The sequence below is a fragment of the Stutzerimonas zhaodongensis genome (assembly GCF_003696365.1).
GTDB lineage: Bacteria > Pseudomonadota > Gammaproteobacteria > Pseudomonadales > Pseudomonadaceae > Stutzerimonas > Stutzerimonas zhaodongensis.
In genome coordinates this window covers 350,526-372,554 of record NZ_RFFM01000002.1, presented here as the reverse complement: position 1 = coordinate 372,554, position 22,029 = coordinate 350,526, and the positions used below count along the sequence as shown (strand labels likewise).

The 22,029-nt window shown below is 60.3% G+C and carries 21 protein-coding genes and 2 tRNA genes; 18 read left to right on the top strand and 5 right to left on the bottom strand.

Annotated features, from left to right (window positions below):
- Nucleotides 1–23 precede the first annotated feature (23 nt).
- The 4 genes from malF to EA797_RS10075 all read left to right on the top strand — a co-directional run bounded on the left by malF (nucleotide 24) and on the right by EA797_RS10075 (nucleotide 5,927).
- On the top strand, nucleotides 24–1,589 hold the full coding sequence (malF, locus tag EA797_RS10090; RefSeq protein ID WP_122165073.1) for a maltose ABC transporter permease MalF: 1,566 nt from the start codon (nucleotides 24–26) through the stop codon (nucleotides 1,587–1,589).
- A gap of 11 nt (nucleotides 1,590–1,600) precedes the next feature.
- Complete coding sequence (malG, locus tag EA797_RS10085) at nucleotides 1,601–2,491, top strand: maltose ABC transporter permease MalG (protein WP_122165072.1); 891 nt, start codon at nucleotides 1,601–1,603, stop codon at nucleotides 2,489–2,491.
- A gap of 73 nt (nucleotides 2,492–2,564) precedes the next feature.
- Nucleotides 2,565–5,309 (top strand): HTH-type transcriptional regulator MalT, encoded by a 2,745-nt coding sequence (malT, locus tag EA797_RS10080; RefSeq protein ID WP_122165071.1) that lies wholly within the window; start codon nucleotides 2,565–2,567, stop codon nucleotides 5,307–5,309.
- Between the two features lie 69 nt (nucleotides 5,310–5,378).
- Nucleotides 5,379–5,927 carry a sugar O-acetyltransferase gene (locus tag EA797_RS10075; protein WP_122165070.1) on the top strand — a complete coding sequence of 183 codons (549 nt, stop codon included), beginning with the start codon at nucleotides 5,379–5,381 and terminating at the stop codon, nucleotides 5,925–5,927.
- Nucleotides 5,928–5,973: 46 nt separating this feature from the next.
- Here the strand turns inward: EA797_RS10075 and EA797_RS10070 are convergent, their stop codons facing one another.
- Nucleotides 5,974–7,254, bottom strand: a complete 1,281-nt coding sequence (locus tag EA797_RS10070; protein ID WP_122165069.1) for a hypothetical protein — start codon at nucleotides 7,252–7,254, stop codon at nucleotides 5,974–5,976.
- Between the two features lie 335 nt (nucleotides 7,255–7,589).
- Here EA797_RS10070 and EA797_RS10065 point away from each other — a divergent pair, with 335 nt between their 5' ends.
- Together EA797_RS10065 and malK are read left to right on the top strand one after the other, a co-directional pair.
- Nucleotides 7,590–9,209 (top strand): alpha-glucosidase, encoded by a 1,620-nt coding sequence (locus EA797_RS10065; protein WP_122165068.1) that lies wholly within the window; start codon nucleotides 7,590–7,592, stop codon nucleotides 9,207–9,209.
- 106 nt (nucleotides 9,210–9,315) lie between these two features.
- Nucleotides 9,316–10,431 (top strand): maltose/maltodextrin ABC transporter ATP-binding protein MalK, encoded by a 1,116-nt coding sequence (gene malK, locus EA797_RS10060; RefSeq protein ID WP_122165067.1) that lies wholly within the window; start codon nucleotides 9,316–9,318, stop codon nucleotides 10,429–10,431.
- Nucleotides 10,432–10,471: 40 nt separating this feature from the next.
- Here the strand turns inward: malK and sugE are convergent, their stop codons facing one another.
- The 3 genes from sugE to rdgC form a co-directional block, all read right to left on the bottom strand.
- Nucleotides 10,472–10,786: a quaternary ammonium compound efflux SMR transporter SugE gene (gene sugE, locus EA797_RS10055; protein ID WP_122165066.1), complete on the bottom strand. Its 315-nt coding sequence runs from the start codon at nucleotides 10,784–10,786 to the stop codon at nucleotides 10,472–10,474.
- A 131-nt stretch (nucleotides 10,787–10,917) separates the two neighbouring features.
- Nucleotides 10,918–11,862, bottom strand: a complete 945-nt coding sequence (locus tag EA797_RS10050) for a bile acid:sodium symporter family protein (RefSeq protein WP_122165065.1) — start codon at nucleotides 11,860–11,862, stop codon at nucleotides 10,918–10,920.
- Between the two features lie 63 nt (nucleotides 11,863–11,925).
- Nucleotides 11,926–12,846, bottom strand: a complete 921-nt coding sequence (gene rdgC, locus EA797_RS10045) for a recombination-associated protein RdgC (RefSeq protein ID WP_122166226.1) — start codon at nucleotides 12,844–12,846, stop codon at nucleotides 11,926–11,928.
- Between the two features lie 214 nt (nucleotides 12,847–13,060).
- Between rdgC and EA797_RS10040 the strand changes: the two genes are divergently transcribed.
- From EA797_RS10040 to EA797_RS10005, 9 genes are all read left to right on the top strand, one after another.
- Nucleotides 13,061–13,136: transfer RNA gene (locus EA797_RS10040), tRNA-Val, on the top strand.
- 13 nt (nucleotides 13,137–13,149) lie between these two features.
- Nucleotides 13,150–13,226, top strand: a tRNA-Asp gene (locus EA797_RS10035).
- Between the two features lie 729 nt (nucleotides 13,227–13,955).
- Nucleotides 13,956–14,117 carry a hypothetical protein gene (locus EA797_RS21815; RefSeq protein ID WP_167468801.1) on the top strand — a complete coding sequence of 54 codons (162 nt, stop codon included), beginning with the start codon at nucleotides 13,956–13,958 and terminating at the stop codon, nucleotides 14,115–14,117.
- Between the two features lie 148 nt (nucleotides 14,118–14,265).
- A complete protein-coding gene (locus EA797_RS10030) occupies nucleotides 14,266–15,204 on the top strand; it encodes a SctD/MshK family protein (RefSeq protein WP_167468800.1) in 939 nt (312 codons plus the stop codon).
- 3 nt (nucleotides 15,205–15,207) lie between these two features.
- Nucleotides 15,208–15,570, top strand: coding sequence for a hypothetical protein (locus tag EA797_RS10025; protein ID WP_122165063.1), 363 nt, complete (start codon nucleotides 15,208–15,210; stop codon nucleotides 15,568–15,570).
- The gene (locus tag EA797_RS10020; RefSeq protein ID WP_122165062.1) at nucleotides 15,567–15,923 is read left to right on the top strand and encodes a tetratricopeptide repeat protein; all 357 of its coding nucleotides are present in this window, start codon (nucleotides 15,567–15,569) and stop codon (nucleotides 15,921–15,923) included. The genes EA797_RS10025 and EA797_RS10020 overlap by 4 nt, the downstream gene beginning before the upstream one ends.
- Nucleotides 15,920–18,064, top strand: a complete 2,145-nt coding sequence (gene sctV / locus EA797_RS10015; protein ID WP_122165061.1) for a type III secretion system export apparatus subunit SctV — start codon at nucleotides 15,920–15,922, stop codon at nucleotides 18,062–18,064. The genes EA797_RS10020 and sctV overlap by 4 nt, the downstream gene beginning before the upstream one ends.
- 11 nt (nucleotides 18,065–18,075) lie before the next feature.
- The gene (locus tag EA797_RS10010; RefSeq protein WP_122165060.1) at nucleotides 18,076–19,347 is read left to right on the top strand and encodes a type II and III secretion system protein family protein; all 1,272 of its coding nucleotides are present in this window, start codon (nucleotides 18,076–18,078) and stop codon (nucleotides 19,345–19,347) included.
- 10 nt (nucleotides 19,348–19,357) lie between these two features.
- A complete protein-coding gene (locus tag EA797_RS10005; RefSeq protein WP_244214094.1) occupies nucleotides 19,358–19,774 on the top strand; it encodes a hypothetical protein in 417 nt (138 codons plus the stop codon).
- A gap of 38 nt (nucleotides 19,775–19,812) precedes the next feature.
- On the opposite strand, the gene EA797_RS10000 is transcribed toward EA797_RS10005, so the two are convergent.
- Entirely contained in the window at nucleotides 19,813–20,625 is an 813-nt protein-coding gene (locus tag EA797_RS10000) for a tetratricopeptide repeat protein (protein WP_167468799.1), read from the bottom strand.
- A 177-nt stretch (nucleotides 20,626–20,802) separates the two neighbouring features.
- Between EA797_RS10000 and EA797_RS09995 the strand changes: the two genes are divergently transcribed.
- The 3 genes from EA797_RS09995 (at nucleotide 20,803) to EA797_RS09985 (ending at nucleotide 22,029) form a co-directional block, all read left to right on the top strand.
- Nucleotides 20,803–21,354 carry a type III secretion protein gene (locus tag EA797_RS09995; protein WP_244214093.1) on the top strand — a complete coding sequence of 184 codons (552 nt, stop codon included), beginning with the start codon at nucleotides 20,803–20,805 and terminating at the stop codon, nucleotides 21,352–21,354.
- Between the two features lie 31 nt (nucleotides 21,355–21,385).
- Nucleotides 21,386–21,589 (top strand): hypothetical protein, encoded by a 204-nt coding sequence (locus EA797_RS09990; protein WP_122165057.1) that lies wholly within the window; start codon nucleotides 21,386–21,388, stop codon nucleotides 21,587–21,589.
- Nucleotides 21,590–21,687: 98 nt separating this feature from the next.
- Nucleotides 21,688–22,029, top strand: coding sequence for a hypothetical protein (locus EA797_RS09985; protein ID WP_122166222.1), 342 nt, complete (start codon nucleotides 21,688–21,690; stop codon nucleotides 22,027–22,029).

Sequence of the window (22,029 nt, the reverse complement as noted above, 5' to 3'; positions counted from 1 at the left end):
CGCGCCCCGAGGCTCAGATTCCGATGTCCGCCGTGAATGTTCCCGCCGAGATGCCCGGCCGTGCCGTGCCGAAACTGTCCATGCCCAAGTTGCCGGCTGCAATGCGATGGGGGCTTTGGTTGCTGTGCAATGCCTTCGCCCTATATCTGATCGTCGCCCTCTACGCCCAGGGGCAAACCGTGTTTGCCCTGCTTGGACTGGTGGTCGCGGGGATCGCCAGTTTCGTCTTCATCAATCGCCGCGCCTACGCCCACCGCTACATCTTTCCGGCGATTGCCGGGATGCTGGTGTTCGTCATATTCCCGCTGATCTATACCGTGGGCATCGGCTTCACCAATTACAGTGGCACCAACCTGCTCAGCTTTGAGCAGGCCCAGCGTTACCACCTCAACCAGACTTATCTGGCGGGTGACCGCTACCGTTTCAGCCTGCACCACAATGGTGAAGATGAAATGCGTCTGCGCGTCGATCGGGGCGAGCAGGGCGTTTGGGTGTCGGCTCCGCTGGAGGGCGAACCGGTTGAAGGCGAGCCCCTCGGCATGAGCCGTGAAGCCGAGGTCGACGACCTCGGCGACGCCTTGCCGCTACGCGACGTCATTGGTCTACGCAGCCAGTTGGAACAATGGGTGATGCGCGGCCACGAAGGTCAGCTGCTGCGCCTATATGGTCTGCGCGAAGTAGCCGCCGTGGAGCCGCTGTACCGCTTGCGCGACGACGGCTCGCTGGTCAACAACCAGACGGGCGAGCGCCTGACTGCCAACGATGAGATCGGCTTCTACGTCGATGTCGAAGGACAGAAAGTCGCGCCGGGGTACACGGTCTACGCCGGCTGGAGCAATTTTTCCAAGGTGCTGACTGATCCGAAGATTCGTGGGCCGTTCCTGCAGATATTCGTCTGGACGGTCTGCTTCGCCGCGCTTACGGTGGTCTTCACCCTCGCCGTCGGCCTGGTGCTGGCCAGTCTGTTGCAGTGGGAAATGGTCCGTGGCAAAGCGTTCTACCGGCTGATGCTGATTTTGCCGTACGCGGTTCCTGCGTTCATCTCGATCCTGGTGTTCAAGGGGCTGTTCAACCAGAGTTTCGGCGAGATCAACCTGATGCTCGACAGCATCTTCGGGGTGCGGCCGGACTGGTTCAGTGACCCGACCCTGGCGCGCAGCATGATTCTGATGGTCAATACCTGGCTCGGTTATCCCTACATGCTGCTGCTCTGCATGGGGCTGCTTCAGGCGATTCCCCGCGACCTTTATGAAGCTTCGGCAATGGACGGCGCGACGCCGCTGGACAATCTCATGAAGATTACGCTGCCGCTGCTGATCAAGCCGCTCGCGCCGCTGCTGATCGCAAGCTTCGCCTTCAACTTCAACAATTTCGTGCTGATCACGCTGCTGACGCGCGGCGGGCCGGACATTCTCGGCACTACGACGCCGGCCGGCACGACCGACCTGTTGGTCAGTTACACCTACCGCATCGCCTTCCAGGATTCGGGGCAGAACTTCGCCCTGGCTGCCGCCATCGCCACGCTGATCTTTATCGTCGTCGGTGCCATGGCTTGGCTGAACCTGAAACTTTCCAAGGTCAAGGTCTGAGGATTACGCACATGGCCATGGTTCAACCAAAATCCGTCAAATACCGCATCTGGATGACACACGCGGCGCTGCTCGCCTTTGTCGCGCTGATCGTGTTTCCACTGCTGATGGTGGTGTCGATTTCCTTCCGCGAGGGCAACTTCGCCACTGGCAGCCTGCTGCCGGACAACCCGACGCTGGAGCATTGGTCGCTGGCGTTGGGCATTCCATACGTCCATGAGAATGGCGAGGTCAGTAACCCTCCGTTCCCGGTTCTTACGTGGTTGTGGAATTCGATGAAGATCGCACTGATCAGCTCGGTGCTGATCCTGATGCTCTCTACAACCAGCGCTTATGCCTTTGCCCGCCTCCGTTTCGGTGGCAAGGGGCCGATCCTCAAGGGCATGTTGATCTTCCAGATGTTCCCGCCAGTGCTGACGCTGGTGGCCATCTACGCCTTGTTCGATCAGCTCGGCAAGCATGTCAGCTGGCTCGGGGTGAACACCCATGGGGCAGTGATCATTGCCTCGCTGGGCGGCATGGCGCTGCATATCTGGACCATCAAGGGCTACTTCGAAAGCATCGATGGCTCGCTGGAAGAGGCGGCCATCGTCGACGGCGCGACCACCTGGCAGGCCTTCGTGCACATCCTGTTGCCGATGAGCGTGCCGATTCTGGCGGTAGTGTTCATCCTCGCTTTCATCACCAGCATTACCGAATACCCGATTGCCTCGGTGCTGTTGATGGACGTGGACAAGCTCACGCTCTCGGTGGGTGCTCAGCAATACCTCTACGACCAGAACTACCTTTGGGGTGATTTCGCGGCGGCAGCGGTCCTCTCAGGACTGCCGATCACCGCAGTGTTCCTGTATTGCCAGAAGTGGATCGTCGGCGGGCTGACCGCGGGTGGGGTTAAAGGCTAGCGCGAGCGCATCTGCCCAGGACAGCACGATGCGTCATGACACCCGAACAGGGAATGATTCACGGGAGACGACCATGAATGCCGCTATACCTGCACCTCTGCCGCTGATACCGGCCAAACTGAACATGCCTTCGTTGCCTCGCGGCGTGCTGGCAAGGCCACGTCTTGACGAGTGGTTCCAGCGCCTGGGTGAGGTCCGCCTGGCCGTGCTGCATGGCCCCAGCGGTTTCGGCAAGACCACACTGGCCTGCCAATGGGCGCGGGCCTTCGATGGCCGAGTTGCCTGGCTTCAACTGCATCCGGGCGACAACGATCCGCTCCAGCTCGGTCGCTATCTGCTGCACGTGCTCGATGCTCAGCTGGAACACGGCTGCCCGCGTAGCCTGTTGCTGGCGGGGCAGGGCAGAGAGGCCTTCGAAACGCTGCTTACCCATCTGCTGGCCGAGCTGCCCGGCGAGCACGAGCCGTTGCTGCTGGTGCTGGACGAATTCGAGGCCCTGCATGACGCCGAGGTGATTGCCGCACTGCGTTTCTTCCTTCGCAACATGCCGTCCTGGATGACACTGCTGGTCTGCAGTCGCGGGCTTCCGGAGCTGGGAGTTGCCGATCTGCGGGTCAAGCACCAGCTCCTCACCATCGACGCTCAGCATCTGGCATTCGAGACCGATGAAGTGCAGGCATTGCTCGACCTGGGCCTGCCCATCGCGATCAATCGCGAGCAGGTCGAGCGCCTCAACCGGCGTATCGGTGGCTGGCCCTGCGCCTTGCAGCTCGTGTTGCAGGAGGTGCAGACCGGCCGCGGCATGGACGTGTTTCTGGAGAACCTGCAGCTCGGCCACCCCTATATCCGCGATTACATGCGTGAACAGGTGATTGCCAGTCTTGGCAGCGCCACCCTGGACTTCCTCCAGGCCACCTGCCTGCTGGATCGTTTCAATGCCGCGCTTGCCGATCGCCTTACCCTGGGCAGCAACGCCCGCGACATGATCGAGCAACTTGAGCGGCGCGGGCTGTTCCTGCAATCGCTCGACAGCTTGCGTCAGTGGTACGCCTACCACCCGTTGTTCGCCACTTTTTTGCAGGGAGAATTGCGCACCCACCAGCCGCAGCGGCTCTATGACTTGCATCTGCGGGCTGCCGAAGCGCTGATGGCCGAAAGCCTGCCGGAAGAGGCTGCGCGGCATGCCGTGCTGGCGGGCTGCCCAACCCGGGTCGGCGAAGTGCTGGAGCGACACGGCCGCCAGTTCTATCGTCAAGGCCGCCTCGGCTTGCTGCAGCAATGCCTGGAGACCCTCCCGGAAACCGTGATTGCCAGTTCGCCACTGATGACCTTGCTGCAGGCCTGGGTATCGCAGAACTCATACCAGTTCGACCAGGTCGAGCGCTGGTTCAAAGCCGGCGAGCAGGCGCTGCAACAGAGCTGCTCGGAAGAGGACTGGGCGCGCATCGTCGGCGAATTCAATGCCGTGCGTGCTCAGGTGGCGATGAACCGGGGAGACGAGCAGCAGGCCATCGCTTTGGCTCATGAAGCCTTGGAGCGTGAGCCGTTGATCATGCGAACCTCCAAGGTGGCGGCTCTGTCCGGGCTGGCCGAGGCGCACTTCGTTCAAGGGCTGCTGCCCCAAGCGCAAAAGCAGTATGAAGAGGCCGAGCGCCGCGCACGGGAGATCCGCGCCTCGCATCTGGTGGTGTGGAATCTTGGGCAGCTTTCGGAAATTGCCATCGCCCAGGGCTATCTGCAAAAAGCCTATTCGCTGCAGGAACGGGCGATTCAATACGTCGAGCAGGCCGAGTTGCAGGCAACGCCGATCATGGAGTTCATCTATCGGGTGCGCGGGCAGGTGTTGCTTGAGTGGCATCACCTCGATGCGGCCGAGCAGTGCGCCTTGCAGGGTATTCAGATTCTGGAGGATGTGGGCGACCGCTGGCTGCTGCAATGCTATGCACTGCTCGCCGGAATCGCTCACGCCCGCGGCCAGCAGAGCGCCTGCGCGGATTACATCGGCAAGATGCAGAGCATGCTGGCCGACGATAATTACCACGTCGACTGGCTCGCCAATGCTCATGCGGTAATGCTCAGCTACTGGGACTCGACCCAGGACAAGACGGCGATCCAGCAGTGGTTGCTTACCGCCCCAGCGCTCGAACGCGGCCTCAATCATTTCGCTCAGTACAACGCTCGTAACCACGCGCGTGCCTACCTTTCGCTAAAACAGACCGAAAAGGCGCTGCCTATCCTTAGGCAGTTGCAGATCGATGCCGAGCAGCACGGTCTGGTGATGGATCTGAACCGCAATCACATCCTGCTCGCTCAGCTTCATTGGTTGCGCGAAGAGCGTCAGCAGGCGCTGGATAACCTGCAGCTGGCATTGACCCTGGCCAGCAGCACCGGTGCCATCGGCAGCTTCCTGCGCATCGGCAAGCTACTCATCTCGATGCTCAAGGCCCTTCAGCACGAACGTCGCCTCGATGAGCTCGAAGCCCAGCGTGCCGACCGGCTTATCCAGCTGGCCCAACAGCAGCGCGACTTCAGCCGGGCGATTCGTATCACCCTGGACGAGGCGGTGATACAGGACATCATCAATCGCCCGGACGTGCCCGAGCTGATCCGCCATTCGCCGCTGACGAGGCGTGAATGGCAGGTGCTTAGCCTGATCCACGCCGGGCAGTCCAACGAGCAGATCGCCGAGCACCTGAACGTCGCCCCAACGACGATCAAAACGCACATCCGCAGCCTTTATCAGAAGCTCAACATCACCCATCGCAACGAAGCCGTGCAGCTGGCGCGCAGCCTGTTGAGCAAGATCCAGGGCGAATAGCGTTGCATGAGTGATCGCGCATCCGGCCTGTCCAAGATCGGGTGCGTTTTTGTCCCACTGGAGCCTTACATGTCGATGACCGAGAAACAGAAGATGCTTGCCGGCGAACTCTATCGGCCTGGCGACGCAGAGCTGCAAGCCGACCAGGCTGCAGCGAAGGCGTGGATGGTGCGCTACAACGCAGCGCTCGGCGAACCACCGGCATTACGCCGCGCCTTGCTCAAGGAGCTACTCGGGAACGTCGGCGAGGGAGCAGTGATCCGGCCGCCGTTTCACTGCGACTACGGCTACAACATCCACCTGGGCGACGATGTGTTTTTCAATTTCAACTGCGTGATTCTCGACGTGGTCGAGGTGCGCATTGGCAGCGGCACCCAAATCGGCCCGGCCGTGCAGATTTATTCGGCGGACCATCCACGTGATGCCGAGGGACGGCGTAGCGGCCTGGAATTCGGTCGTCCGGTGGTGATCGGCGAGAACGTATGGATCGGTGGGGGCGCAATCATCCTGCCGGGCGTAACCATCGGCGATGACGCAGTTATAGGGGCAGGTAGTGTGGTGACGCGGGATGTAGCGGCGGGGGCGACGGTGGTGGGTAATCCAGCTCGTGCACGTTGATTGAGAGGGAAATGGCAGCCGGCGCTGGGCCGGCTGCCGATACCACTTACTGCTGAGTCACGGTGGCCATGTTGCCCGAGCCCATCTGCGACACCATTGCCGAGTCGCCCATACCGCTCTGCATCAGCATGGCTTGGTTGCCAACGCCGCCCTGAATGACGGTCGCCAGGTTGTCCTGGCCATCTTGCGTCAGGCTGACTTCGTTGTCCGAGCCGTAGATCTGCTGGATGTCAGCTACGTTGAGGTCGCCGCCCTGCATGACGTCAACACGGTTGTTGTCACCGTAGCTGGAGCCGGTCAGCTCGTTGCCATTGCCGCTCTGGGTGGCGGTAAGCAGGTTGTCAGCGCCGTCCTGGGCGAAGTCGATCAGGTTGCCTGTGCCTTGCTGAGTGACGTAAGCCTCGTTGTACTCGCCGGTCTGCTGCAGCGAGGCAGTCAGCATGCTGCCGTCAGCTTGATCGATAACGGCGTAGTTGTTGTCGCCGGTCTGCTCGGTGCTGGCTGTGTTGTTATCGCCAGCCTGGAAGATGTCAGCGCTGTTCGAGGTGCCGTCCTGGTAGACCGATGCTGTTTGCAACGAGCCGCTCTGGTCGATGTAGGCTTCGTTGTTCAGGCCGCGGGACTGGATGTCTGCGCTGTGCTCGGAACCTTCCTGGGCTACGGATGCGACCTGCGAATCACCCTGCTGGTCGATCGTTGCGCTCGAATCGAACGCGTTCACCTGGTAGATGGTGGCGTCGTTGCTATTACCTTCCTGGTTGACCATGCCGTCGTTACGCGCACCGCCTTCCTGCCATACCAGCGAGATGTTGTCGTTGCCGACCTGACGCTGCTCCGAAACGCTCAGTTCAGTGTTGGTCTGAATGGATTCGGCGAAGTTATCGCTGCCGTCCTGATCGATCACCGCGGTGCTCAGGTCTGCGGCAGTCTGCTCGGTGATGGCAGTGTTGAAGCTGCCTTCCTGGTACTGACGAGCCGTGGCGCCGAAGGAGTCGTTCTGCACGATGCTTGCGTCATGGCTGTCGCCATCCTGCAGCTGGATCGCCTCGGTCTGCTCGGTCGAGGTCTGCACGATGTCTGCGCGATTCAGATTACCTGTCTGAGTCTGTACGGCATCCGACATCGTGGCCTGATTCTGGGTGACCATGCCATCGTTGTTGGCACCAACCTGCGACTGGTAGGAAATATTGTCCCGGCCGCCTGTTTGGGTTACTTCGACAATGTTGTCGGCACCGGACTGATTCTGTTCTGCGCTGTTGTCGTCGGCGTGAGCCTGAGTGGCCAGAATCGCGATGATGGCGGCTGCGAGGGGCTTGCACTTGAACATGTCGTCTCTCCATGGATTGTGAATGCGTGTCGCTCCTGACTGGGCGGCTGCGCAGATCTGCTGGGCGGCGGCTACTGCGGGGTCAGTCCTGGAACTGCATCGATCCTATCTGCCGCTCGTGACAGATAAGTGTCGATTCGCTTGTTTGTCGACGTTTTTATGACGAGTGACTGACTCGGATCGGTGAAATGGTAGCGGACCGCTCTACGCCCCCCGGTCGGGATGCCTCTACGCCCGATCGATACGCCTCGCTATTGCATAGCCGGGAGGATGTTGCGGCGGGTTGACGCACCTAGAGTGGCGTCGTGTTCCCCCAAACATCGAAGGTTGGTTGTATGAATCGCAATGACTGGTGGCGCGGCGGCGTCATATATCAGGTTTACCCGCGCAGCTTTTTCGACAGCAATGGCGATGGGGTCGGCGATCTGCTCGGTGTGGTAGAGAAGATCGACTACATCGCCAGCCTCAATGTCGATGCCATCTGGCTGTCGCCATTCTTCACCTCGCCGATGAAGGACTTCGGCTACGACGTGTCCGACTATCGCGGCGTCGATCCGCTGTTCGGCACGCTGGAAGACTTCAAGCAGGTCATCGATGTTGCCCACGCACGTGGCATCCGAATTCTCATTGATCAGGTGCTAAACCACTCGAGCGATCAGCACGCCTGGTTCAAGGAAAGCCGCTCGAGCCGCGACAACGAAAAAGCTGATTGGTATGTCTGGGCCGATCCGAAAGATGACGGCACCGTCCCGAACAACTGGCTTTCAGTCTTCGGAGGCCCGGCCTGGACCTGGGACAGCCGCCGCAAGCAGTACTACCTGCACAACTTTCTCTCCAGTCAGCCGGACCTCAACTTTCATTGCGAGGCAGTGCAGCAGCAGCTGCTGGAGGACATGGAGTTCTGGCTCAAGCTCGGCGTCGACGGCTTCCGTCTGGATGCAGCGAACTTCTACTTCCACGACCGAGAACTACGGGACAACCCGCCCAACCATGACATCCGCGAAGGCAGCATCGGGGTCCGTGCCGACAATCCCTATGCCTTCCAGAAACATGTGTATGACAAGACGCAGCCGGAGAACCTCGATTTCCTGCGCCGCATCCGCCAGCTACTTGAGCGTTATCCCGGTAGTGCCACCGTCGCGGAAATCGGCTGCGATCATTCCTTGAGCACCATGGCTGCGTACACGGGCGGGAGCGATACGCTGCACATGGCGTATTCCTTCGATCTGCTGACCGAGCAATGCAGTCCGGGCTTCCTGCGCCACACCATCGATTGCGTCGAGCGCGAACTCGTCGACGGCTGGCCGTGCTGGTCCATCGGCAACCATGATGTGGTTCGGGTCATGAGCCGCTGGGCGCTGGCAAACCAGCCGGATCTGGCCCGCGGCCGCATGTTCATGGCGATGCTGCTGACCATGCGCGGCAGCGTATGCCTCTATCAGGGTGAAGAGCTGGGACTGGATGAAGCCGAGCTGCAGTTCGAGCAGCTGGTCGATCCTTACGGCATTCGCTTCTGGCCGGAGTTCAAAGGGCGCGACGGTTGCCGCACACCGATGCCCTGGCACGATCAGGACCAGCACGGTGGCTTCAGCCGAGAGCAACCCTGGTTGCCGATGGCGGACAGGCATCTGCCGATGTCGGTGGCCGCCCAGGAATCGGACCCCAATTCGATGCTCAACATCTATCGGCGCTTCCTCGCCTGGCGGCAGGATCAGCCCTTGCTGATCGAAGGCAGCATACGCACCGTCTACCATGACGAAGCCCTGCTGGTGTACGAGCGTCGCCTGGGGGACGAAGTCTGGGTGTGCCTGTTCAATATGGGTGACAGCGCGCGGCACTTTGATCTGTCAGCTCCGGTCGAAGGCCTGCACGTGCCATCGGCGACTGCGGTTTTCGAGGGTCATGGCGTACATTTGCCGGCGCATGGATTCGGATTTGCCCGCCGGCTCGGGTAATTGCACTGGCGTGACGAGGCGCCTGCCTCGTCTCGAACCAGTCCGACGCCCGTTGCTTTGCTCGCCGCGATTCGTCGCGGCGGCTGTATCAAGGAGAACAACAAAAATGGCCAGCGTTACCCTGCGCAATATTTGCAAGAGCTTCGACGACGTCCCCATTACCCGCGGTATCGACCTGGACATTGCCGACGGTGAGTTCGTGGTGTTCGTCGGGCCATCGGGATGCGGAAAGTCGACCCTTCTGCGGCTGATCGCCGGGCTCGAGGACATCACCGACGGCGAGCTGCAGATCGATGGTGAACGCGTCAATGAGCTGCCACCGATGGACCGTTCAGTAGGGATGGTCTTCCAGTCCTACGCGTTGTATCCACACATGAACGTCGCGGAAAACATGGCGTTCGGCTTGAAGCTGGCAAAGGTCGAGAAAAGCGAAATCAATCGCCGGGTGAATTCCGTCGCGAAGATCCTGCAGCTTGACCAGATGCTCGACCGTAAACCCAAGGATCTGTCCGGCGGTCAACGCCAGCGCGTGGCGATAGGGCGGACAATGGTGCGAGAGCCCAAAGTCTTCCTGTTCGACGAACCGCTGTCGAACCTTGATGCCTTCCTCCGGGTGCAGATGCGCATCGAAATCTCACGCCTGCACCAGCGCCTCCAGGCAACGATGATCTACGTGACCCATGATCAGGTCGAAGCCATGACCCTGGCCGACAAGATCGTCGTGCTCAATGCCGGACGTATCGCTCAGGTCGGGCCGCCGCTGGAGCTTTACCACTATCCGAACAACCAGTTCGTTGCCGGCTTCATCGGCTCGCCGCAGATGAATTTCCTGCCGGTGCAGGCGGTAAGTGCGAGCAGCGATTCGGTCGAGGTTTCGATGCCGGGAGGTAGTTCACTTCGCTTGCCTGTTGACGGCAGCCAGGTCTCGCCTGGGGACGCTCTGACGCTGGGCATTCGTCCCGAGCACTTCGTCGACGCCGAACAGGCTGACTTCGTCTTCAATGGCGAGATTGCCGTAGCCGAACGCCTCGGTGATCACAACCTGTTGCATCTGAACTTCGAGGGTGTGGACGATATGGTCGCAGTAGCCAGCGATGGCAATCGGCGCGTCGCCGTAGGGCAGACCTATGCCACCGGTTTGCTGGCTAACAAATGCCACCTGTTTCGCGCTGACGGATCGGCCTGCGCGCGCCACTATCGAGAGCCAGCACTGTTCGGCTGAAAGGTTAGGCAGCCGGTCGGCAACCGGCTGCCGTCCCTGATCAATGGCTGAGTTTCAGACCAAGCAGACCGATGCAGATAAGCAGCACGCTACCCAGGCGAAAGAAACTCATCGATTCGCCAAACAGGATGATCCCCGCAATAACCGTTCCAACAGCGCCTACGCCAGTCCAGACGGCGTAGGCGGTTCCCAGCGGTAGTTCCTTCATCGCCAGGCCCAGCAAGCCCAGGCTGGCAAGCATTGCGGCAATGGTGAGAACGGTGGGGACAGGGCGCGTGAAACCCTCGGTGAACTTCAGGCCGACAGCCCATCCGATCTCGAACAGGCCAGCAACGAACAGGATGATCCACGACATACGCACCTCCGGGACGGTGATTGGGTGGGGCCGTCCCCGGTGGGTCTGTGCAGCCTGAGGTCGTCCTCAGCAAGTGTCATTGTGCATGGCCAGCAAGCCCGGGCAAGTTGACCGGACCTGCGGCGGCATGGCTAACGGGTGGTTTGATCGTCGTCCTTCATCCGCCGGTAGAAGGTTGCCAGCAGCGCACCGGAAAGGTTGTGCCAGACGCTGAACAGCGCGCTGGGTACCGCCGCCAGTGGCGAAAAATGCGCGCTGGCCAGTGCCGCACCGAGCCCTGAGTTCTGCATGCCGACTTCGATCGAGAGTGTCTTGCGTTGCGCAAGTGGCAGGCCGAACAGGCGTCCGACCAGATAGCCGATTCCGAGCCCCAGGCTGTTGTGTAGCACCACGACCGCCATAATCAGCAGGCCGGACTCGGCGATCTTGGCCTGACTGGCCGCGACCACTGCAGCAACAATGATGACGATGCTGGTTACCGACACCAGCGGCAGAATATCCACCACGTGATGGACGCGATCGCCAAGCACTCTGCGAACGATCAATCCAAGCGCGATTGGCAACAGTACGATCTGCAGAATGGACATGAACAACGCGCCGAAATTGACCGGTAGCCAGGCTGAGGCCAGCAGCCAGATCAAAGCCGGCGTCACGAGCGGAGCGAGGAGGGTGGTGACGGCAGTGATCGCCACCGACAGCGCCACGTCTCCACGCGAAAACCAGGCAATCACATTGGAAGCGGTGCCGCCAGGGCAGCAGCCCACGAGGATCACACCGACAGCGATCTCAGCCGGCAGGCCCAAAAGCTGACAGAGCACCCAGGCGAGTGCCGGCATGATCAGAAACTGCGAGCCGACACCCAGTGCGACCCATAAAGGACGTCGTGCGACCTCGGCAAAATCGGCCGCCTTCAAGGTCAAGCCCATGCCGAACATGATCAGCCCGAGCAACGGGACGATCCAGGCGGTGGCGGGGAGGAACCAGCTGGGTTGAAAGAAAGCGAGAACGGCGAAGAGCAGAACCCAGAGGGCGAAGGTGTTGCCAACAAAGCGGCTGAGGGCGGCGAGAGCGCGCATCGGGTTTACCTTGTGGTTATAAGGGAGAGCGCCGTCAGCCAGGCAGACGGCGCACAGGGCAGTTTAGATGCCCTGCGGAATCTCCTCACCACCCAAGGCTTCGAACAGAGCCGGGAGGAACTCCTTGAACGTCAACATCATCAGCAGGAAGCTCGCGTCCTGCTGGCCGAGGTCGTCGTCGCCACCGTCCTGTTCGGCCTGATCCTGCAGCAGCTCTTCGAAGCGCAGGCGCTTGATCACCATCTTGTCGTCTAGCACGAAAGACAGCTTGTCCTGCCAGCCCAGCGACAGCTGCGTCACTTGCTTGCCCACTTCAAGATGCTGCTGGATCTCATCGCTGGTCAGGTCTTGACGCTTGCAGCGCACGACACCGCCATCTTCATGGGTATCGCGCAGCTCGCATTCATCGAGCACGAAGAAATCATCTGCTGCCTTCTGGGTCTTGACCCAATCAGTCAGCGTGGCAGACGGCGCGATCTTGACCGTCAGAGGGCGAACGGGAAGTGAACCGATGGCTTCACGCAGGGTGGAAAGAAGGTCTTCGGCCCGTTTGGGGCTGGAAGAGTCGACCAGGATAAGGCCTTGCTCAGGTGCGATAGCGGCGAAGGTGCCTGATTTACGAATGAATGCTCGCGGCAGGAAGGCCTGGATGATGTCGTCCTTCAGTTGCTCGCGCTCTTTCTTGTAGACCTTGCGCATCTGCTCGTTTTCGATCTCGTCGACCTTTTCCTTCAGAGCGTCTTTGACGACGCTGCCGGGAAGGATGCGCTCTTCCTTGCGGGTGGAGATCAGCAGGTAGCCCTGGCTGGCGTGCACCAGCGGGGCGTCTTCGCCCTTGCCGAAAGGCGCGACGAAACCATAGGTGCTCAACTCCTGGCTTGCGCAGGGGCGGGCGGGCTTGGCGGCCAATGCAGCTTCAAGTGTCTCGACATCGAAAGGGACGTTCTGGGTGAGACGGTAGACGAGCAGGTTGCGAAACCACATGGCGATTTGAAACTCCGGTAAAAGCAAAGCGCGCATTATTCCCCTCCATGCGGCTCAGGCCAACCCTGCAAAGCGTGGAGGCCGATGGAAACCGCAAAATCGGCAATAAACAGAGGGTTTCCTAAGTCTTTGTAAGTTCTTCAATTTTTTTTTCAAAAGGGGGTTGCCAAGGTTAGGAACCCTCTCTAGAATGCGCCCCACTTCGAGAGCAAACGGGTGATTAGCTCAGCTGGGAGAGCATCTGCCTTACAAGCAGAGGGTCGGCGGTTCGATCCCGTCATCACCCACCACTCGAGGTTTAGCGCAGCGGTAGTTCAGTCGGTTAGAATACCGGCCTGTCACGCCGGGGGTCGCGGGTTCGAGTCCCGTCCGCTGCGCCATATTTGCCATCAAGGACCACTGAACGCCTTGATAGCGCCAAGAAAGCGACCTTAGGGTCGCTTTTTTTATTTCTGGATTTCCTGAGCACTCCTTCGCAGCCGCCCCCACACACTGTCACATCGTTTCGCAACCACGCCCGCACAACCACGAATTCGTTCGCTCCAGACTTTGCTTGACCAGAGACGAAGCTGGCAGTCCTGCATCTATTAGCGGCGCTGCGTCCTGCCCATTGCTCTGCTTTCTCTTATCGCAATCATTGTGATCATCTAGGGTGGGCGAACGACCTCACCATTTCGCCGAATCCATCCCTTGAAGTCGCTCAGATAAAGTCGATCAGTACGCATGCCGATCTTTGACAACTGGCTATGGGGCTTGCCGGTGCGCTTCGGCGTTCGGTGAGTGGCGGCCCTTTCACAGCAGTTGTGCGCAGAGCGCGGAAAACCCATCGGCAGGAACTGCAGCGGACATCTCGCGCCGCCACAAACTTTTTTCACGAGGTGTTCACGGGCAACACCGCTGATCAGGGGCCGTGCGAAAGCGTGAAGGTGGTCTGCATCCAGGCGCTTTAACAACCTTTAACAACACGCCCTGTTTCTCTGCTTCTAGGATTTGAGGCGTTGCAGAGCTACTCGACTCGGTTCGATTACAAGTTGGATGGCCGGCAATCGGTAGCGTCTATCTGGGCGTTACCGCCAATGCAAACACCCTCAAGAAAGTGGAGATAGCCCATGGCTGATACACCAGCAGTAAGCAGCGGTAACTCGGACGCCGCTATCGACAAGATGGCCGCTGTTTTCGATATGGCAATTGAGAAGTCGGCCAAGATCACCGAGATCACTACCGCTAAGAAAGCTGAGCTTGACGCTACCAAGCAGCGTCCGCAGAACTGAATCAGGTTCGCAGGCGGTGTATTGCACCGCCTGCAACCTGCTTCACTTTTCGTATTAATGCGTACATGCAAGCCCCACAGCGAGTGCATGTACGTTCAGGCCCTGGTGCCGTTTTCGGCAGTTGGGCGGGGTGGGTCGAATGACAGCCATGGCATCCCATTTGTCCAAAGCAGATAACGACAGCCCGACGTTACAGGTCATCGCTGGCATGCACCATGGAGTGTCGCTGCCAATGGACGCGCCCGTTTGCGTGATCGGCGCCGGCCCGGGCGATGATCTGGTGCTGGGCGATCCAGGCATCGAAACCAAGCATGTGCGCCTGCGTTTTTCCGCATCGCACGTCACCATCGAAGCGCTGGGCGGCGACATTCAGTTGCTCGCGGCCGGCAAGACGACGCGGATCGCCCGCGGGCACGGCTTTCGGGCAGCGTTGCCATTTGAAATCCAGGTGGGCCAGGCAAGCATTTCACTACAGGCACCTATCGGTGCGTCGCGCCCGGAAGCGCCGGTATGGTATGGCAAGCCGCAATGGCTGATCGCTGGCGCCTTCATGTTCATTTGCGCCAGCGCGCTCGCGATGTTCAGCGACGCCCAGCCGGGAGAGTCGCTGGCCTTTATGGAGAACTTGGCCGCTACCAGCGTTGATCGCCCTGTCGAACAGGTGCCCTCGTTGGACAAGGTGCGTGCCGATCTCGCCGCCAGAGCGAGCCAGGCTGGTCTGAAAAAACTGAATCTCCTCGTTGCCAATGGCCAGCTCAAAGCCAAGGGCACGATCACTCCTGAGCAGCGCCCTCAATGGGTCGCGCTGCAGCAATACTTCGATGGTCACTACGGTCGCCACTTTGTCCTGCAAAGCAGCGAGGTGGCCGTGCGAGCGTCAGGGGCTCAGCCAAGGGTGAGTTTTCAGGCGGTTTGGTTTGGTGAAAACCCCTATGTCATCGATTCTTCTGGCGCTCGCCTAGACGCAGGAGCGGCGCTTAGCGACGGCTGGGTGATCAAAGACATCAGAAATGAAATGGTGGAGCTGACTCGTGGTGACGAGATCTTCTTTTTCACCTTGGCTGCAGCCCCGGCGGACGAAAGCTAAGCGATGAAGGTCGATCCGCGCGCCGTCCCCTCCGACACGCTGCTCACTCCTCTAGACGGCGCAGGCGCGCAGCGCGTTGAGCGAACTCGGGCGGCGCTTTTCGATGCATTGCTGCCTACTCCGGTCGGTGATCACGCGGGCCGCTCGCTGCGCCGCGATGTAGAGCGCCTCGGTGAACTTGGCAACATCGATCCTTCGCTCTTTGCCGGCTCTCGCCCTGGCGAAATCCTTGAGGACATCCTGGAGCGCATCCTGCCGTCTCTCGAGCTCGACGAAGACACCAAAAGCCTGGCCATGACGCTGGTGCGAGACGAGCTCGACACCCGTCGATCACTGGATCAGCAGCGCGCGGACTCGGGGGAATGATGCTCAGAGAGAATCGTGACGCGGCGCACCTGCTCCACGGGCTAGCGGATATCTACCAGCGTGCTGGTCAGTCCCCCCGGGCGCTGGTGATGCTGCTGCTTGCTACGCAGATCATTCCTGACGATCCGACACTCTTGCGGCGCCTTGCGGTGGTGTTCACCGCGGTGGGCGATGGCGAGCGTGCGCTGGCTGCTCTGGACCGCATCGCTCATCTCGGCCTCTGGGCGCGCGAGGATGAGCCCACAGAGCTGCTGCTCTTGCGCAGCCGCGCGCTATTGCGTGCCGGGCGTGGAGATGAAGGGCGGCAGTTGTTTCGCCAATACCTGAGCCGACGCGGGAGCAACGCCGCATGATGAGTCGTGTGAGCGCCTTTGCCCGACTGGCGGCTAAGCGGACAGATGTCGTGATCGCCGCGTTCATGCTGATGGCCGTAGTGATGATGATCATTCCGCTGCCCACTTATCTGGTGGACATGCTGATAGGCGTGAACATCGCGCTGAGCATCCTCATTCTCATCGTCGCGTTCTACATCGCCAAGCCGGTCGATTTATCGGCTTTGCCACCTTTGATTCTGCTCAGCACGCTGTTTCGCCTGTCACTGTCTATCACCACCACGCGTCTCATTCTTCTGCAAGGCGATGCCGGCCACATTGTCGAGGCGTTTGGTGAGTTCGTGATTGCCGGCAAAGTGGTAGTGGGATTGGTGATCTTCCTGATCATCACAATTGCCCAGTTCGTGGTGATTACCAAGGGCGCTGAGCGCGTTGCGGAGGTCGCCGCGCGTTTCACGCTCGATGCCATGCCCGGCAAGCAGATGGCCATCGACAACGACCTGCGCAATGGCGATATCGATCAGCCAGAAGCCCGCCGTCGGCGCTCCAACTTGCAGCGTGAAAGCCAACTGTTCGGCGCCATGGATGGGGCGATGAAATTCGTCAAAGGTGATGCCATCGCCGGCCTGGTAATTCTCTCGGTCAACCTGATTGGTGGCTTGCTGATTGGCATGCTAGAGCGCGGCATGACCTTCGCCGATGCGTCCCATACCTATTCGCTTCTGACTGTTGGCGACGGACTGATCGCGCAGATCCCGGCGCTGCTGATTGCCGTAGCGGCTGGCACGGTGGTCACCCGTGTCAATAACGAGGACATCGAAGAAGACCTCGGTACCGAGATCATGCGCCAAATGGGCGCCAGCCAGCGCGCCCTGTCGCTGACTGCCTTGATTCTGCTGGGGGTCGCCTTTATTCCCGGCTTTCCGGCCTTTGTGTTTCTCAGCTTGTCGGGCGTGCTCGGCGCTTGCGCGTATACCCTTCATCGCCGAGAAAAGTCGAAGATGACTGGCGAGCCGCAGGAGCCACTGCAAGCTATTGAAGAAATGGTTCCTGTGCCCCAGCCGGACGAAGCGGACGAGCCCGCTGGCGCCCCCAATAGCCGAGTACTGCTGGTAATCAGCCCTGCGCTAGCCGAGGCGGCGCCATTGCACCCCCTGCGCCAGCGCCTGGAAGAGCTATGCAACGATTTGCGCGCAGATCTGGGTATCGAGTTTCCGTTGCCGGCGGTGCACGTTGACCAGGCCGGGGTAGGGGGGCATTTCCGAATTGCCCTGGAAGGCATACCCGTCGATGAAGGTGATTTGCACCTGGAGCACGTGCTGTTTCAGGACGATCCCATGCATCTGGAGCTCCTCGACGTTCCGGGCCTTGAGGCGTTGTCGCCACTCAATCGTCGCCCAGCCTTATGGATCGCTCAAGAACATTGCACGCAGCTGGATGAGGCAGCCATTGCCTACCTGCGCCCGGACGAATTGTTGCGGGAACTGGTTGCTCGTGCCCTGCGCCGCTATGCCGGGGATTTTCTGGGGATACAGGAAACTCGCCAGCTGCTGGGGCAGCTGGAAGAGAGCGCCCCCGAGCTTGTGAAAGAAGCTATGCGTGTAGTGCCCGTACAGCGCATGGCCGATGCCCTGCGGCGCCTGGTGGCCGAGAACGTCTCGATCCGCAATCGCCGCGCCTTGCTGGAGGCCATGGTGGAGTGGAATGGAGACGGCGACGCCGAACGCCTTTCTGATCATCTGCGCAAGGCCTTGGCCCGGCAGATCAGCCACCAGTACGGCGATGGCAATCGCGTCATCGCGGCCTTCGTGATCGGCGCGCGCACTGAAGGGCAGATGCTTGAAACGTTGCGTGCGCAAGACAGTGCGCGCGGTGATGCGCGGCCCAGGGATATTGCCCGCCACTTCATGAAAGAACTGCGCAGCCAATGCGCTGCACTGCCAGACCCGCAGAAGGCGGTGCTGGTGGTTCACCCTGAATTGCGCCGCCATATCGTGCGCTGGCGTGCCCGTGATGAACTGGAGATTGCCGTGTTGTCGTTCACCGAGTTAGCGCCCGAATACAGCCTGCAGGCGATCAAGGTCATCAGCCAAAGTGCGCCAGCCCCGAGGCCGTCACTGGCTGCTGACAGCCAAGCCAATACCTTGGCGAACGCATCTTGAGCCGCCTGCGGATGCGCCGCTGGTGGGTTGCGTTCAGCCTGTTACCGGCTTTGGCTATCGCTCAGGTCCAGGATGCGGAAATTGAACTGGGCAGTGGCGAAGGCAGGGTCATTCGCTTTACCCAACCCGTGGATTCGGTGCTTGTTGCAGAGCCGGCAATTGCCGACCTGCAGGTGGTTTCTCCTGGCGTGATCTACGTATTCGGTAAGCGCCCGGGCAACACCACTCTGGTGGCGCTCGACAAGGACAGTAATCAGATTGCAGGCATGAGCCTCAATGTGGGCGCCAATTCCCAGCCGGTCAGCCGCGCGCTGAATAGCGAAGGCCGGGTGCAGGTGACGGGTGCCGGCAATCGTCTGACCGCTAAAGGTCAGGTAAGGGACGTCAGCGAGGCGATCAACCTCAACGCCCTTTTGGATCCGCAAGGGCAGGACTGGGAAAGCTCGGTCAATACGGCCCAGTTCGCCGGAGGCTCGGCGCAAGTGAATATCCGCGTGCGCTTCGCCGAGGTGTCCCGCGACGAACTGTTGCGTTACGGGGTGAGCTGGAATGCCTTGTTCAACAACGGCACCTTTTCCTTTGGTCTGCTCACCGGAGGCTCGTTACCGGCGCAGGCTGCTGCCGGGGCGTCGAACCTGATCGGTTTGGGTCTTGATTCGGGACATTTCAATATCGACTCGGTGCTGGAGGCGCTGCAAAGCAACGGCGTACTGGAGATTCTCGCCGAACCCAATATCACCGCCAGCACTGGCGAGACCGCGAGCTTCCTGGCTGGTGGCGAAGTACCGGTGCCGGTGCCGGTCAACAGCGACCTGGTCGGGGTGCAGTACAAGTCCTATGGCGTCTCGCTGGTGTTCAGCCCGACGCTGCTGCCCAACGACCGCATCGCCCTGCAGGTGCGGCCCGAGGTAAGTACCTTGATGGGTAACGCTTCGTTATCTGTCTCCGGTTATCAGGTGCCCTCGTTCCGTGTGCGACGCGCCGATACCAGGGTGGAAGTGGGCAGCGGGCAAACCTTTGCGATTGCTGGTCTGTTCCAGCGCAACAGCTCGCAAGACCTGGAAAAACTACCATTGCTCGGCGACATGCCAGTCCTTGGCAACCTGTTTCGTTCCAAGCGATTCCAGCGCAATGAAACCGAACTGGTGATCCTCATCACTCCGTATCTGGTCGAGCCCGTCCAGACCGCCAAAGCGACGTTGTCACCCACCGATACACCACCGCAACCCACTACTGCCGCGCTCATCAGCGATGGCGGCCCGTTCGGGTTCTACATGGAATGAGGTGTCGTGCATGAGCAAGCCTCTTTTGCCGCAACTGCCACTATCGATGGCCGTGCTGCCGATCTTCGTACTGCTTGCTGGTTGCGCGACGAGTTTGCAGTCCTCTGACTATTCCCGCGACTACGTGAGTGTGACTGATGCCCAAGGACGGCAGGTCTTGTTGCCCGAGGCCTGCCTGGGTGCGCCTCAAGTCGAGGTGCAACTGCACGAGACCACGAAACTGGCGCCTGGCTGTGCCAACAGTTTCAACCTGCTGCAGATGGTTGAGCAGCGCGAAGACCTTCAGCGCGGGCGTACCACTGGCGCCACCCTGGCTGCGCCCGTTGGCCGGGCGGCCCAGTACTACTTGCAGGGCAGTGAGGCGGAACTGCAGCGCCGCCGCCGTGAAGCGCAGGAAGCCATGGGCGACACCGGAGGCTTGCAATGACCAGGGGTGCAATGGACAGGCAGGCAATGACCGAGCATTCAGTGACGTTCAACCAAACCCATGGCCTGCGCTCTGGTCGCGGGATCCTTGATAGCAGCGATACGCTTGGCATCGTCGATCAACGCTTGCCGCTGAGGGGCATCAATACCGTCCAGGCGCACCTCGGCGGGGTTGCCCTGACGGCCGACCAGCACCTGCACCAGCAAGGCGTTGCGTTGGTGGCGCGGTTGCGCGGCAGGGGCCGTGTCGGCTCCGTTGATTTCATCCAGAGCCAGGCCCGGTTGGTCATTCAGAATGTAGGCCAGCGCCAGGTTGCAGCGGGTGTCCAGGTCATTGGGCGCCAAGGTCTTGGCACTGAAAAAAGCGTCCTGAGCGCTGGCGGTATGTCCGAGCAAAGCTTCGGCGACGCCCAGTCGCGTGAAGGCAGCCACGCTGTTCAGGCGCGGTGCGGCGCTGGCGAGCAGCGGTTGAGCTCGCTCGGCATAGCCAAGGCGCAGTTGCGCCGTTCCCAGCCCAAGCTGGCTATGCGGATTATCAGGGTCCAGTGCCAACGCCTGCTGGAAGGCGCGTTCGGCGCCTACAGCATCGCGACTTACCAGCTTCAACTCGCCCAGCCGGTTCCACGCTTCGATACCGGCACCCGGTTCCTGAGTCGCGCGCAGATAGAGAGTAGCCGCGGTGCCGTGGTCGCCGCGCTGGTCAACATCGTCTGCCAGTTTCATCAGGCGGCCGTAGCTAGTCTGGTCGATTGGCGTGGGCGGGAGAGTGGGGCTGCTGTTGCTTGTGGAGCAGGCGGAGAGTGCGAGGCTGGCGGCGAGAAACACCAGCCGAAAAGCAACGGGGCTGAACAAATTCGGTACTCCCAATGTACTGGCCAATTGGCCGAACGCGGCGGCCATTCTAACGGCGTGCAACAAGGCGGGCGTATTGCCCGCCTGAGAAAACTTGTGATTTGTGCGGCCTGTGTCTGGCATCGCCGGATACGTCGCGTATCAGCTTCGGCTCTCTGCGCCGTCGGATTGCTTTCGGTGATACCCGAGGCGAGCGCGCAAGACCAGCCAGAATGGGCCTCTCGGCCTTATGCCTACGTGGTTATCGATCAGGATGTACGCGGTGTACTTCAGGCGTTCGGTCGTAATCTGGGGGTGCCGATGGTGATTTCGGCCAAGGTCAAAGGCCGGGCACCGGCCAACTTTCGTGCAGCGAACGCCGGCGCGTTCCTCGACAAACTCACAACAAATAACACGCTTACGTGGTTCTCAGACGGCAACATGTTGTACGTCGACAGTGAGGACGATCTGCAGATTCGCAACTTCGAAGCGGTGGGCCTGAGTGCAAAAGATCTGCAGGCCAGCCTCGATGAACTTGGTGTCAGCGGAAAGCACTTGCACGTGCGCAACAGCTTTCAAGGCGACGGGCTGATGGTCTCAGGGCCTCCTGCCTTCATGGCGTTGGTCCAGCAACGCATCGAGCAGATTGCCCGCCCTGAGCCCGGCCCGGTGGCGGTACGTGAGCACGGTGTGAGGGTGTTCCGCGGCAGCGCCGCCAGTGAATTGGTGGAAGCGAAATCCAAGCAGTAGTCACAACCCAGTTACTACCCAGGAGAAAATCATGGCAGTGAATTCCGTAGATGGCGCATCCGCCGGCCAGGTCAACTCGGCGGATGATTTCGCTGAAGCATTGAATAGCGCGCAGAACGATGAAGAGCTGATGGACCAGATGATCAGCCAGGCAATCGTGCTAGGTGGTCAATTCATCATCATGCCGCGCGCTCAGGAAATACTTAAAGAAGCCCAGGCCGACGACGAAGAATAGACGCGAGGTCGCACATGCTTCCAAGTGCAGCTGTAGCTACGCCGCCAGTCGCGGGCCAGGACGCGATGGCGCACGTCTCGCAGAACCTGTTCGAACACATGGCGAGCAACTCCAAGGGCATGCCTGCTGGCGCTGGGCCTAATCAGGTTGGCGAGAATCTGATGCAGCGTCTTAACGGTTTCATCGACCGTTCCCAGCATTTCTCAGAGCGGGCATCCAGCACGTCACCCACCAATCAGCGCTATACCAACAGTGGCCCTGAGATGACTCGGGTGGACAAGTCGGGAACGGTGGAGCCGGGCAAAACCAGCGAAGCCCAGGTCGATCAACTGATGAGCGCACTCAGCCGGGTGTTCGATTACTCGATCGAAACTCAAATGGTGGTGCGTGGTGCTACACAGATTTCTGGCTCAGCCAATACCTTGATGAAAGGGCAGTAG